The organism is Lactobacillus sp. ESL0261, assembly GCF_003693025.1.
Classification (GTDB): domain Bacteria; phylum Bacillota; class Bacilli; order Lactobacillales; family Lactobacillaceae; genus Lactobacillus; species Lactobacillus kullabergensis.
In genome coordinates this window covers 59238-73643 of record NZ_REHN01000003.1, presented here as the reverse complement: position 1 = coordinate 73643, position 14406 = coordinate 59238, and the positions used below count along the sequence as shown (strand labels likewise).

11 protein-coding genes are annotated in these 14406 nt (G+C 36.8%); 2 read left to right on the top strand and 9 right to left on the bottom strand.

What is annotated here, in order from left to right:
- Positions 1–192: 192 nt before the first annotated feature.
- From F5ESL0261_RS02200 to pfkB, 3 genes are all read right to left on the bottom strand, one after another.
- Positions 193–888 (bottom strand): hypothetical protein, encoded by a 696-nt coding sequence (locus F5ESL0261_RS02200; RefSeq protein WP_109585932.1) that lies wholly within the window; start codon positions 886–888, stop codon positions 193–195.
- A 691-nt stretch (positions 889–1579) separates the two neighbouring features.
- The gene (locus F5ESL0261_RS02190; protein ID WP_122052023.1) at positions 1580–3499 is read right to left on the bottom strand and encodes a fructose-specific PTS transporter subunit EIIC; all 1920 of its coding nucleotides are present in this window, start codon (positions 3497–3499) and stop codon (positions 1580–1582) included.
- A gap of 1 nt (position 3500) precedes the next feature.
- The gene (pfkB, locus tag F5ESL0261_RS02185) at positions 3501–4430 is read right to left on the bottom strand and encodes a 1-phosphofructokinase (protein ID WP_122052022.1); all 930 of its coding nucleotides are present in this window, start codon (positions 4428–4430) and stop codon (positions 3501–3503) included.
- Between the two features lie 119 nt (positions 4431–4549).
- Here pfkB and F5ESL0261_RS02180 point away from each other — a divergent pair, with 119 nt between their 5' ends.
- The gene (locus F5ESL0261_RS02180) at positions 4550–5311 is read left to right on the top strand and encodes a MurR/RpiR family transcriptional regulator (protein ID WP_122052021.1); all 762 of its coding nucleotides are present in this window, start codon (positions 4550–4552) and stop codon (positions 5309–5311) included.
- A gap of 53 nt (positions 5312–5364) precedes the next feature.
- On the opposite strand, the gene F5ESL0261_RS02175 is transcribed toward F5ESL0261_RS02180, so the two are convergent.
- Together F5ESL0261_RS02175 and F5ESL0261_RS02170 are read right to left on the bottom strand one after the other, a co-directional pair.
- Positions 5365–6360 carry a tagatose 1,6-diphosphate aldolase gene (locus F5ESL0261_RS02175; RefSeq protein ID WP_122052020.1) on the bottom strand — a complete coding sequence of 332 codons (996 nt, stop codon included), beginning with the start codon at positions 6358–6360 and terminating at the stop codon, positions 5365–5367.
- 144 nt (positions 6361–6504) lie between these two features.
- Complete coding sequence (locus F5ESL0261_RS02170; protein ID WP_122052019.1) at positions 6505–9366, bottom strand: TIM-barrel domain-containing protein; 2862 nt, start codon at positions 9364–9366, stop codon at positions 6505–6507.
- A gap of 201 nt (positions 9367–9567) precedes the next feature.
- On the opposite strand from F5ESL0261_RS02170, the gene F5ESL0261_RS02165 reads away from it, so the two are divergent.
- Positions 9568–11586: a hypothetical protein gene (locus F5ESL0261_RS02165; RefSeq protein WP_122052018.1), complete on the top strand. Its 2019-nt coding sequence runs from the start codon at positions 9568–9570 to the stop codon at positions 11584–11586.
- A 66-nt stretch (positions 11587–11652) separates the two neighbouring features.
- Here F5ESL0261_RS02165 and F5ESL0261_RS02160 read toward each other — a convergent pair whose 3' ends face one another.
- Genes F5ESL0261_RS02160 through F5ESL0261_RS02145 form a run of 4 tightly spaced genes read right to left on the bottom strand, consistent with a single transcriptional unit; the run spans position 11653 to position 14341 of the window.
- Positions 11653–12054 carry a PTS sugar transporter subunit IIA gene (locus F5ESL0261_RS02160; protein WP_122052017.1) on the bottom strand — a complete coding sequence of 134 codons (402 nt, stop codon included), beginning with the start codon at positions 12052–12054 and terminating at the stop codon, positions 11653–11655.
- Between the two features lie 59 nt (positions 12055–12113).
- The gene (locus F5ESL0261_RS02155) at positions 12114–12932 is read right to left on the bottom strand and encodes a PTS system mannose/fructose/sorbose family transporter subunit IID (RefSeq protein ID WP_109585921.1); all 819 of its coding nucleotides are present in this window, start codon (positions 12930–12932) and stop codon (positions 12114–12116) included.
- A complete protein-coding gene (locus F5ESL0261_RS02150; RefSeq protein ID WP_109585920.1) occupies positions 12919–13842 on the bottom strand; it encodes a PTS sugar transporter subunit IIC in 924 nt (307 codons plus the stop codon). The genes F5ESL0261_RS02155 and F5ESL0261_RS02150 overlap by 14 nt, the downstream gene beginning before the upstream one ends.
- A 10-nt stretch (positions 13843–13852) precedes the next feature.
- Positions 13853–14341, bottom strand: coding sequence for a PTS sugar transporter subunit IIB (locus tag F5ESL0261_RS02145; protein ID WP_122052016.1), 489 nt, complete (start codon positions 14339–14341; stop codon positions 13853–13855).
- Positions 14342–14406 lie beyond the last annotated feature (65 nt).

Genomic DNA, 14406 nt, shown 5'->3' with positions numbered 1-14406 from the left:
TAACGCTGACTTAGCTCAGCAGGGCTGATTTGATAATCGTGCCAAAGATGATAGATTTCAACTTTATCTTGTTTAGATAATTTAGACATAAAAATAACCCCCAAATTTGTCCTAAATTTGGGGGTCATATCATTTTTTCAACCAGTGTCTGCTTACTTTTTTAAATATTCTGTTTTTAAACTGACTAACTAATTAGTACCAGCCATTAGCTTGCCAGAATTGTTTAGCAGCTGCCCATGAGCCGTAGCGATTAGTAACATAGTTGTTAGCAACACGCTCTTGGTTAGCAGCTGAATAGTCTCCATTAAGGTATGCAGCAGAAAGCTGATATTTACCAATATATTGACCATTTTGTGCACTGTATGAGCCACCAGATTCACGACTGGCAATCCACGCCTTTGCTCCAGCCTCTGAATCAGATGAGGCAGTTGTGTAATTAATATTTGTAGCTGCAGTATTATTAGTATAATTCGTAGTTTCTACATTGCCAGCATTAGAAACTGTACTGTTTTCTGTTTGACTGCCAGTTGCAGCTGCAGTGTTTTGGGATTCATTTGCTGGATGATAGCCTTTATTAACGTATTTGGCCTTAACCCATTGGTTCTTGCCTAAGTCATACCACTTGTGACCCTTTTTGTCGTAAGCAGTTTTAATGACTTTCCAAGAAGAATTACTTGGTAAAATTTGCCCAGTAGCTTCAGGATGTTTGTAACTGTCCCATACGCGAATTGAATTGCCATCAACGTAGTTAACAGTTACAACTGCTGCATCATTTTCTACTGTAGCTGCTTGAACATCATTTGCTTTAACACTGCTCATAACTGCAACTCCGGAAGCAGATAACGCTGCTACTGCTGCTGATTTAACTAAGATAGATTTTACCTTCAAAAAAATTCTCTCCTTAAATAAAAATCCATAATATGTTTTTCAAATTGAGCATAATAAATTATTATTCAATTTGATGTTACATATACTACTACCTAAAAATTGCAGAATCATAACAAGAATATCACTCAACTTTTAAGAATTAATTACCTAATTTAGTAAAAATGACACAGTTGTAACACAACGTTAACTGTTATTTAATTTGACAAAATCTTATTAGAACAAGGTTATACGGTTAATTGCTACTAGCAAGAACATGCGTTTGTATAGTGCAATTTAAAGAAAAATAAGTCATCTTTGCAACATAAATGAAAAACATTAGCTAGCTTTGCATATTTATGCTATAAAAGTGATATAGTTAATTTAAAATTTGGTAGAAAGGAAATTACAGAATGAGTAAGTTTGAAGTCACACTTGACGAAAAAGATTTGCAAATGCTTGAAGATTGCCATTCAAAAAATCCTTCAATTATGAAGGCATTAAAAGAAGCCAAAAAGGTTGAAGACTAATATTTAATCCAGGAAGCACTAATGTGCTTTCTTTTTTTGCATTTCAGAACAACAATTGCTTTTAAATGAACATAAAGCCCATTGATTATAAAATTATTCAAAACTGAAAGACATAAGCAAAATAAGTCCCGTAAGTTAGACAACTTGCGGGACTTACTTTATTTAATCTAGTATTTACTAGCCCATTAATTATTTTCAAACAAATCTTGGATTTCTGCAGGTGTATTTGCTGCTTTTAACTTAGCAATAAAATCTGCGTGAGTCAAAAGTTTGGCAGTATTTGATAAATACTGCAAATGAGCATTACTATCAATTTGTGGTATCAAAAAGGAAATAACTGTATCAATCTTTTTACCATCTAATGATTGCCAGTCAATCGGTTGTTTGAGTTTTAAAACGATCATTGAAGACTTAGCAATTGCTGCTGACTGGGCGTGGGGAATGGCAAAACCGTCCGTCATCCCCGTAGAGCCTTCTTTTTCACGTTTAACGTAACTATTGTAAACAGCATCGCTGTCATTAGCCAAGTTGTTTTTGACGGCAAAATCTGCTAAATACTTTAGTGCATCTTCACGACTCGCAACATCAACACCAACTTTAATATTTTGTAAATCAAGAATATCACTTGGATCAAAAGTTTCTTCTTTGCTTTCTGCTTGCTGGTCAGATGTGTCGTCAACACTAGGTGCAATTGCAGAGTCAGTTGCAGTTGCTAAAGCATCTTTTTTAGCAAATCTGCCGGCGATTAGAGCTAGCAATGCACCGGAAATAGCCGATCCAATCAGAATCCACAATACCCACAAGAATGGTTTATTAACTAATGGTAAAACAATAAAGCCACCATGAGGAGCAGGCACACTAATCTTGGTTATATAAGTTAAAACTGACGCAACTGAAGAACCAATCATAAAAGCTGGGATATTCCATAACGGGTGTTTAGCGGCAAATGGAATTGCACCTTCGGTAATGTGAGTAGAACCCAGTAAAAAGTTGACATAACCTGCTGCTTTTTCACTTTTAGAATATGCTTTGGGATTCATTAATACTGCAAAACCTGTTGCAAGTGGTGGAGCAATACAAGCAGCAGAAACTCCTGCCATAAAGTAGTAGTTTCCTTGAGCCAGTAATACCGTCCCTGTAACATAGGCAGCCTTATTAATAGGACCACCAAAGTCTGCTGCACACATTATGCCAACAATAATTCCAAGCAACGCAGGATTAGTATTTTCAAAACCTCTAAGCCAGGACATTAGACCTACATTAAGTGCTTTGATTGGGGTATTTAACAGGTACATAATTGATCCTGTAATTAATACTCCAATAACTGGTAAAAGAAAGATTGACTTCAATCCTCTAAACTTATCATCAGGCAATGGCTGGAACAGTTTCTGCAGTCCTAAAACAACAATTGCTGCCAGATAACCGCCAACGATGGCCCCTAAAAAGCCACCGCCACCATTAAAAGTGATAAAGCCGGCGGAAAGGCCGACTACGAAACCGGTCCGTTGAGCCAAAGCCTCAGCAATATAAGCTCCTAAAACTGGAGCCATCAAGTTCATAGTCGTACTACCAACAGTGTTTAACATTGCTGCAAATTGGTTGTATTCACTGCTTTTAGGATTAGCCGAATCAATTCCCCAGAAAAATGAGATAGCTATCAAAACCCCACCGGCAACAACAAATGGCAACATATGAGATACACCATTCATTAAAGAGGTATAAATTTTGTTGCCTAGCTTTTGCTTTCCTACACTTTCATGAGTGGAATCTTCAGCTGCCTGTCCTTCTTTATAAATAGGAGCTGTTAATGCTTTCTTAATTAAATCATCTGGTTCTTTGACACCTCTTGCTACCGGAACTACTACTAGACGTTTGCCTGCAAAACGATCCAAGCCAACATCAATATCAGAAGCAATAATTACGGCTTGCGCGTCTGCAATTTCTGCACTTGTTAAATTATTTTCAATACCCGTTTGACCGTGTGTTTCAATTTTGATGGTATAGCCAAGCTTTTCTGCGGCTTTTTCCAGTGCCTCTTGCGCCATAAATGTATGAGCAACGCCAGTTGCACAACCAGTCGCACCAACTAAATCATATTTAGCCACTTTAACTCATCCTTTCCGTTACTGAAATTTGTGGTAATAAATTATCTAAAGAAAAAGCTGTTAGTCCAATGCGACTAGCTGTATCGCTTCCTGCAGCTACAGCTACTTTGAGAGCCTCATTAATAGGTTTTTTCTTTTCCAAAAAGGCAATGAAGGTGCCAAGCATGGTATCTCCGGCACAAGCTGAATTAACCACTTTTATTTTTGGGGCATTGGCAAACAGAATATGCCGTTCATTTATAAAAGCAGCACCATCAGCACCTAGAGAAACTAAAACATTTTGACAACCCAATTTAATTAATTTCTGAGCCAATTCGACCGTTTTTGCGGCAGTCATCTCCCCTTTATAATTGAAGAAAGCGGCTAATTCTGCATCGTTAGGTTTAAGTAAAAACGGCCGATATTTTAAAGTATCAATTACTTCCATATAACTGCTGTCAACTACAAATTTAGCCCCTTGCTTTTGAACTAGCTGAGCCAGTTGTACTAAAAAGTCCGGTTTGATGCCCCGAGAGAAACTGCCGGAAACAACTACCATATCATCCTTAGTTAGTGTATTTTTTAGATAATCCAAAAAGAGGTTTTGTTTTTCCAAGCTGACTACTGGTCCTGGGTTAACTTGTTTGTATTCTGTTTTTTCATCCAAAACATCGGTAAATACGTTAACCCTGGTAGGATCTTTTACCTTCAAGAAATTGGTTTGAATCCCCTTTTCTTTAAGACCGGAAATGACATAATCTAAGGTAAAGCCACCACCAATACCAGTAGCTACGCTATCAATGCCTAATTTCTTTAAAATGAACGAAACATTGACCCCTTTACCATTGGGTTGCAATTCAAATTTTTCAGTTCTATTAACTACCTTTGGCTCCAGCTTTTTGGTTACAATTACCAAATCAATCGCTGGATTCAACGTTATTGTATAAATCACAGATTTCTCCCCTTTTTTTGCCTTTTGCATTATTATAGAAGTTAAAAAGTGTAACGTTTTTCTAAATTGATAGCGTTTACTATAATTTGTAGGAAAATATTTACAAAAGGAGTGCTTAAATGCCAAATAAAGAACTTTCTTCAGCAGAATTACATCTCTGGAATATCGTCGAAAATAATCCCCAAAAGATTGCTAATATGTCGATAGTAAAACTAAGTCAATTTGCAAATGTCTCGACTGCGACAATTGTGCGCACTATGCAAAAAATGGGTTACAGTGGTTACACTTCTTACCGTGAAGCTTTGAAACTAAAAAGCAATTCAAATTCTACCTTTAGTGTGTTAAATGATGCTGATGATAAAATTAAAAGCGTGATTACAAAAAACGAAATTGAAATGAACAATACACTGCATAACCTAAGTTACAGCACAATCGAAGACAGTATTTCGCTCACTAAACAAGCTAAAATCATTTTTATCTTTGCTCGCGGATTATCTGAATCAATTGCTCACGAAATGATGGTTAAATTACAATTAACTGGAAAATACTGTGAATTCCATTCGGACCCAAATATTATTAAGACGATTGCCTGTAAGATCAAGAAAGATTCATTAGTAATTTTTATTACTCTTAATGGAGAAACTGAGGAATTGGTTACTGCAGCCAAAGCCCTAAATAAAAATGAAGTCCCAATTTTGACTTTTACTACTAATTCTTCAGGCAGCATTTTGCCTTTTTCAACTTTATCCTTTATAGGCTACAAATCTAAAACCAATTATTTTCCCGAGTATGAGGTCAGATCACGGCTGCCACTACAAATAATGACCCGCATCTTTTGTGATGCCTACTCGGTCAGGTCTGATTTTTATAAGAGCAAATAAAAAGCCTTCTATACTAATCAAAGTATAGAAAGCTTTTTAGTTAATAGGTAAAATTATTCAGCAACTTCTAGCTTATCGCGCCAAGATTTAGCTCCTTTTAGAGCCTCATTTAAGTTTTCAATATTTTCTTTGCCGTGAGTTGATAGCCATTTTCTACCTGCTTCTTCACTTTCAGCAGCAAATGGCTTGATAGCCGGTTTCCAAGTAGCACGGCCACAAAGGACACCGTTGAAGTCAGCCCCTGCTTCTTCAGCCATTTTAATTTCAGCAATAAACTCTTCACTGGTTACACCAGCAGATAAGAAAATATAAGGCAAATCAGTTATTTCAGATTGCTTTTTAAGCAAATCCTTAGCTTCTTCTTGAGTGTAAACAACGTTGTTGTCACCATTAAAACCTTCAACAAATTTAATGTTAAACGGAATTTCAACTTTAAGTACAGTTACATCATATTCAGGCTTTGAAAATTCTTTCATTGTCTTCAAAACCTTATCAGCTTTAACTTTCGCAAATTCTTCACTCTTAGCGTCAGCGATATTTGCGTCATAAGTCAAAACTTCCAAAAAGAATGGTAATTCATTAGCTTTAGCTTCTGCACCAACTCTTTCAACGAAAGCGTGCTTTTTATCATTAATTTCTTGTCCTTCATCAGGATCATAGTAAACCAAAAACTTAATGGCATCTCCGCCTTCATTTTTAATTCTTAATCCAGACTGATTAGCAATTAAGTCAGGCATTCTGCCAGGTTCTGTGGTATCATACCCGGTTTTTTCATAAGAAAGTAATAATCCGCAATTTTTATCTCTCACTTTTGTTGCTGGCAAACCATATTCTGGGTCAGTCAAAATCGATGAAGCATAAGGAGTCAACTCACTGGAAACTGCTTTTTTAAAATCAACGATAGTTGTTTCATCAGCAGGTTTATTAGCGGCCTCTGCTAACATCTTTTTCAAAGAGCCACGTTGATCGATTGCCAAAGCACTGATTATACCATCAGTTGTTGACAAGTTTGCCATATGTTTGGCAACTGCTGCAGAAATTGTTTTCATTATATATCTCCTTTAACATTTTCTTTAATCGCACAACTATTATTATATACTGATAAAGTTGCCTTTTAAAGAAAAGCAAGAATTTTAGTAAACTTTTTCACAATTATAAATAATTCAGAAAACATTTACCTTGATTTATGCAAATTATTTCTGCTCAACTTTGTCAGTTTTTTTAGCTTTTTTAGTTTTACAGCTGATTCTTGTTCCCCAAGGAGATGCCTTTAAGTCCTTAACTGCTCTTACCTCAAAAGCATGTTCAGTCTCAGGCTTCAGGCTGCTTAAAGTATAACTTGCTTTTTTAATATTGGTATATAAAGCATTGTCAACTTTAAGTTGATAACTATCGCAATTAGCAACGGGTTGCCATGATACCGTAATAGAATCTGCAGTAGTTTTTTCCTCATCTTGTGCTAAATTAGTCGGAGTAGTCAAAGAATCATCTTCTGCTGGCAAACTGTTAACCGGTTTTGCACTTGTATCGATACCACCGATTTTAATAGCTATTTCGTTTTGACTAGTATCAATCTGACCTAGTTTTATTCTCAAAAATTTTTGCTTTAAATCTGTACTAAATTCTTTAAGGTAAGGGTTAACTACGTAGTTTTGATCAAAGAAATAGCAATTTTCTTGATTTTGAAATTCAGATTTACTATTTACTTCGGTCAAATTAATTTCTTGGTTGCCTACCAAAGCTTTGATCGCTTCCGGTGCCTTTTTAGTTCTGATATCAACTTCTGTAGCTTTTTCAGGATCAAAACCAGCATATGTACCTTTGGTTTTATCAATTTTGATAGTCAGGTCATTATCCAGCAAATGACTGCTTACTTTGGTTTGAGCATAATCGCCCTGCTGGTACTTAGCAGAAAAGCCATCATCTTCATAAACTGAAAAGCTGCTGTTTCCACTTGGATAAACTATAAATTGGCGTTGTTTTTTCAGATCAAAGTATTCCTTAGGTGTGTTAGTTGCTGGTGCTACTGGAACGATCGCTCCTGCTTTAACAAATACAGGCAATTTCCATAATGGTGCATCAAAGTTATTAATTACTTGACCGCCACGATATTCTTGACCAGTAAAGTAATCAATCCAGACTTGATTTTTATCTGGTAAATATATTTCGTTTCTGATATCATTCCCCGCTTCATCACTGGCAGTATCTTGATAAATCGGAGCAACCAAGAAGTTCTCTCCCCACAAATACTGGTATCTGACCAAATTAGTATAAAATTGAGGCACATCAGGATATTCCAAGAACATTGCACGCACCATAGGTTTACTGGTAAAGGTTGCTTGCGCTGCGATGCTATAAATATATGGCATCATCATTGACTTTTGTTTGAGGTATGCACGGTTAAGTTTATTTGTAATACCACCAAATACAAATGGGTTTTTAGGATTCTTGCCCCAGCCATCCATATTTAATTGAATTGGGGTGAAAGCTTTCCACTGATAATCTCTAGTGTTAATAATTGGCTTTTGACCTCCAAAAATGCCGTCCATGTCTGACGCAACATTAGGCTGCCCTGAAAGTCCTTCGCCGATATAAGTTGGTATTTGGAAGCGAATATATTCCCATTCACCACCTACTTCATCTCCAGTCCAAACTGTACTGGTATTTTGAGTTCCTGCCCAGCCATCAACGGTAATAATAAATGGTCGCAGTTGGTCACCTTTAATTTTGGCAATCATCTTGGCAGTACTTTGAGTAGCATTTAAACCGAATGAATAACCGTGGCCAACCCATGCCTCATCAGTCTTAAGCGCAGTGACGCCGGCTACCAATTCTTTTTCAAAATCACGGTCATCTGGTTTAGGATTTTCAGGATCTACTGGAGCAAGATTTTGCTGTGTCCAAAGTCCTACTTGCACACCTTTACTATTAGCATATTTAACAAACTCAGCTAAATTTTTGAGGTTACCTGCTAATGTATCAGTTTGACCATATCCGGCTCCATAACCATCATTAGGCAAGAACCAACCTATAGGCATATCATTTTGCAAATATTGTTCTAGCATAGCTCGTGCACTAAACTGATATGAAACTCCACCATGCTCGCCATTTAACGTTTCTCTGATCGACTTTGGTTTTAATTCTGCCGGTAAATCTTTGGGCTGATATTCACGATAATACTTGCCATCAGGATATTTGATAGCTCCCTTTTCATCAGATTTTACCTCAACCCAATAGTCACGGTTATATGCATTTAGATGAGCTTCATAAAAGCCGAAAACTGGTGTCAGGGCAGGCCTGCCAGTTAGCTTATGATATGCATTAATTAATTCATATGCTGAGTCGGCAAAGAAATAAATGGCATCAAAACGATTTTCTTCATGAACAGTCGTAATCTCGTCGTTCGGATTGCTATTAAAGTCATAATGTCCGGGCTTAAAAGTATTGCGAATTACACCGTAACCGGCAGTTGACCAGTAAAAAGGATTAGGTGAAGCTACACCTTGATCAACCCAGTTATTGGTATTAACAATTTCGATTTTTTCTCCTGCTAGTGTGAAACGGCCGTTTTGGGTACCTCCACCAAAGTAATTACTATTATGATCAACCAAAGTTTGAACAGTTGCCGAATTTGTCAGTTCAATCGGCCGTGCCTCTTTTAATACTACCTTACCGTTTTTAGTAACACTCATTGTAGCGTCATTTTTAACTAAATTGATTTCAATTGCACCCGTATCAATTTGCCAGCCGTTTTTGGTTACATGGAGACTGGCATCGTTCATCCCTTTAGCACCATAAATATCTGTCAAGAAAATTTGCGCATGCAATCCTTTTTCAGATTGTTCTGGTTCTTGAAATTTCTGGCTGGGATCAATATAGAACCTGAATGTTTTTGAATCTAGTATATAGAGACGGCCAGTTAGTCCATGTGCATAATGAATCTCAAAATAACCAGTTTGTCTAGTTACTTCAGTGATATGTTGCAATTCTAAATTACTAGTTTCTGTTTTTTGATTTGAGTTAGTTGCCTTATTAATTGTTCTCTCCTCCTTCATATTAGAAGAACATTAATCTTTCTTAAAATATTTGATAAAGCTGATTATATGCTAAATTTGCGAAAGGATAAATAGCTAATAACGAAATTATTGTCCAACCACTTATTTGCTTTTCTTCCTAAATCTCAGGATAAGCAGTAACATATTATGCTAAAATTAAGACAAAATGAATAATGATTTTTACACAGGAGCAACTACAATATGACTTTTATTTACACTTTAAGATACATGCTTGATCCCAGAGCAAACACTCCAGCAAAAAACGAAAAACTAATTGAATTTGTTAAAAGAGGCAAAATCGATGATGTCGCTTTTTTTATAAATGGTGAAGAATTAAACCACAGTCACTTAACTAAAGCTGAGACTCAAGTATGGTTAGATGCCATAAAACCTTTACAAAAAGAACTTTCTAAAATTGGCGTAACAACTAGTTTAAACCCCTGGACGACCATTATGCATTCAGATCGAGGCTACCAAGTTAATCCTGAAATTGGCTTTAATACTTTTGTTGATATTGATGGTAATAAAGCCAAGGATATGGCTTGCCCAGCGGATCCAACATGGCGCAAATATTTAGCAAATACATACGCACAATATGCCAGTATCCATCCACGCAGGTTATGGCTGGAAGATGATTTTCGTCATTACAACCATTCTCCCCTCAAATTAATGTGCTTTTGTGATTACCACATGCAACTATATAACGAAAAATTAGGCAAAAAGGAAACACGCGCAGAATTTGTTAAAAAAATGTTGCAACCGGGGGAGCCTACTAAGGAAAGACAAGTTTACCTTGATCAGGCTCGTCAAGAGATGATTGAAACTGAGCATATAATTGAGCAGGCTGTCCACAAGGTTAGTCCAGAGACAGATCTGGCACAAATGACTTCCTATCCTGATTGGCATGCTCTTGAAGGTCGTGATTGGGACAATTTATTTAAGGCCCAGGCTGGAAAAGGACATCCCAAGGTGGCTCGGCCTCATTTACCTGCTTATAATGAAGTTGCTCCATTACAATACGGCAGGTATTTCGAAGAATATACTCGCATTACCGCTGCTTTTTTAGGAGAAGATGCCGAACTATATCCAGAATTAGAAAGCTATATGTACTCACCCTTAGTTAAATCAACTGCATTTACCGCATTTCAAATTATTACTTCTGCCCTAATCGGAAGTCAGGGAATTTTGCTTAATTTATTTGACATGATGGGCAACGGTATCAATGATAGTTGGCACTATGCAGAAATGCTCGCTCAAATTAAACCGTTTGTTAACCAACTATTAGAAAATCGTCTGCCGATAGACCATCTGCGGGGCATTAAAGTTTTAGTTGATCAAGACTCTAGTTACTATTTGCAAACTAAAACTGGTAAAAACATCGAGGAGCTGTTACCTCATGAAAAGAATTGGGCCAGTCTTTTAGGAGCCTTTGGTTTTGCTACAACGATTCTACCTATTAATAAAAAGACCTTATTGAAAAATGAAGTAGTAGCTATTTCTGGCCAACTTTTACGCAACTTAACAAATGCACAAGTAACAGAATTGATTAAAAATAATTTGGTGTTGCTTGATGGTGAATGCGTACAAGTTTTACTAGACCGAAAATTAGGCAATTTACTGCATATTGAAAAAGCTGTATGGCATCCATTTCGTTCAAATTATCAAGTTTTTGAACAGGCAGATAGACAGACAGTTGATGGTGTTAAAAGCCCGCGAATTACAATGTTGCAACAAACAGGAAACTATTTAAAAATTGAGTATCAACCGCAAAGCTCTGTGAAAGTGTGGTCCTTTGCCTATAACGCAGTTGATGAAAAATTGGGTAACGCCATGGCCATTATTGACCAACATATCGTTGTACTTCCGATGGATCAAGATCCACGCTATGGCTGGGAATCGCAATTTACTACATATAAACAAGGCTTGTTGCAACAAATGCTTGATAGTATCAAGCCAGTAGATTATTTAATAGGAATGCCGAATGTAAAGCTATTAGTTGAAAATGATGGTCAAAAAATTTGGCTAGCCAACTTTACTTTAGACGGCTATCAACAACTAAAGTGGCACCTAGGAGAACCATTAGCAAGTGATGAAGCTACAATTATTAGGAAAGTCAATAACTCTGTCAGGAAAACAAAAGTCCACATTAATGTTGAAAATGGTATTGCTATTATTAATGAAGCTCTAGCGCCATTAGAGACAATCCAAATACTGTTTTAAAATTAATACAATCAAAAAAATAACGCCTAGTCTTTTTCAAAACTAGACGTTATTCATTTACATAAATTACTTTTTCATATTAGACAACATTTCATTAACGTCGACGATTCCTGCTTTACCAGCAGTCACAAAATCGGATTCTGCACCGCTCATCTGACTATTGAGCCATTCGATTACCAGTGGTAAATTCATGCCCGAGATTAAGTGAATCTTTTGGCCACCCATAATAAGACGACTAACTACATTAGCTGGGGTTCCGCCCATTAAATCAGCGAAAACAGTAATATCTTCGATATTCATTCCTGAAATCTGCTCTTCAAATTTTGACTTAAAATCATCTGGGCCTTCAGATGGAAGCAAACAAACTGTATGCACATGTTCTTGCTTACCCATAATTAATTCGACACTGGCTTTTACGCCCTCTGCCATTTTTCCATGACTAATTAAAATTAATTCTTTTTCTGCCATACTTTATCTTTCTATTTGATACTCTATACTATTTAGCTTAAAGCTATTACCATATCCTATTATATCTTAGCAATAACTCCAAGACCACCTAAAACAATACAAAGTACTAAAACAATAAAGATTGCTTTGGTAGAAGTCATGCCCTTCTTACCAAGAAGCCAGTAGACAAAGCCTACAACAGCAGCTGGTAAAAGCTTAGGTAGAATCATATCCAAATTATTTTGAACATTCATAGTAACTTTGCCAATTTGTGGTGCCCAAGAGAACTTTATATTAACCATAGTGGCAACAAGTGCACCAACCATGAATACGCCCAAAACAGTAGCGGAATCAGTTAAAGCGTTTAAACGATCTCTCATATCAGTAACAAGGGAAACACCTTTATCATAAGCAAAATGAAGTTGTTTCCAACGAAAGACACAGATCAAAAGGCAGGCAGCAACCCAAATGATAACACCAATAGGGTTTCCTTGAGTTGCCATGGAAGCAGCCAAAGCACCAAAAATAGTTGGAATTAAAGAGGCAAAAATCGAGTCACCGATAGCGGCAAAAGAACCCATTAAACCAACTTTAATACCTGTAACAGTGTCTTTTCCTTCGATACCTTCGTTTTCCTCAACAGCAAGGTCAAGGCCAGTGATAATAGTATTGAAGAAATTAGAAGTGTTGAAGAACTGCATATGAGTCTTCATCATTTCCTTTAATTCAGGGGTATCATCACCATAAATTTTTCTTAATTGTGGCAAAATAGTGTATAAATAACCACTATTCTGCATTCTTTCATAGTTCCAGCCCAACTGGAAACCAAATAAAGATCTACGGTTAATCTGATTAAAATCTTGTTCAGTTAATTTATATTTAGGTTTAGAGTTCGTCATCAGTAATCTCTCCTTCATCGTCATCAGAGCTTGAACTTTCGCTATTACTTTGACTTTCAGTACTTTGTGCTTGAGCAGTACCCTTATTTATTGGAATATTCTTGTAGTGTAAAATTGCAAAGGCCAATCCCAACATTGCAATAGCAAGCATTGGCAAACCGTTAAGAACAGTAGTGAAACCTTTGTTAACAGCTGACAGACCTGTCCCCAAAGCTTGAATATTAGTGAAGAGAACTGAGAACAAAGTTGTAATTGTAAAACCAAGAATTAAATATGCTGCATGTCTCTTAACCGGCAGATACCGGAGCAAAACAGCAAAACCAACTGCTGGTAATGTAGCACCGGCAACAGTCAAACCATTGCCTAGCCACAACAAGTCTCCATTTAAGGCATTTGCAATCTGTTGTACTAATCCCTGACCAAAGGCTAATGCGATAAAGACAGGAACAGCACGTGAAAGTGACCACGGAATTGCTCCGTACAAAACATTCCTTTCAACAGCTTTATAGTTAATCTTATCCTCATCAATCAAGTGATCAATTCTGTGTGAAAAGTAAGTATTGGCAAATCTTGCTAAAACATCCAATTCAATCATAATAGCGGCAACTGGAACAGCAATTGAAGAAATCGCTGTTTGAGGACTCATACCTTTAACTGTAGTTGAGAATGCTGTAGCTAAAACTGTACCAGTGGTTGCATCGATTCTAGAAGCACCACCAAAAGTACCGATACCTAAAACAGTCAACTGCATTGACGCACCAATGAACAGTCCGGTAGGCATATCACCCATAATAAGACCGGCGATCAACCCAGCGCCAACTGGTGTGTTTAACGACGAATAAATTTGCAATTCATCTAAAATTTCTAATCCTGCATATAAAGTAAGCAGTAATATTTGCCACCAAGCCATTTTTCTCCTCCTACTTCATCTTTTCATTTATCAATTTCATTAAATCGCGTGATTCAACGCTCGGATTTAATTGAGCAATTAAGTGAACGCCTTTTTCAGAAATTTGCCTGAAAACATCTGCTTCATGCTCATTGATATTAACTTGCTTAGTCAATTCAGTAGTATCATCTTGTTTGGACATATTACCAACATTGATAGTGTCAAGCTTGATACCCATGTTAAGCAAATCGAGAAACTTATCAGGCTTTTTAGCTACCAGAAACAGTCTTTGCTTACCATAACGGTTTTTCTTTAAATGATCTGCAGCAACTTCAGTTGGTAAAACACTCAGCTTGGTAGACATTGGGGTGGCCATTCTAAGACCACTCTTTTGAATATCATCTTCAGCTGCTTTTTCGTCTAGAACAATAATCCGTTCTACTTGCAACTGAGGAGTCCACAAGTTTGCTACCTGTCCATGAACCAAGCGTTCATCAACTCTTGCTCCCACAATATTCATATTTATTCCTCCATATCTTTTAAGGAAATCTAAACATTACAAAAAACGCTTTCACATCTTTATGA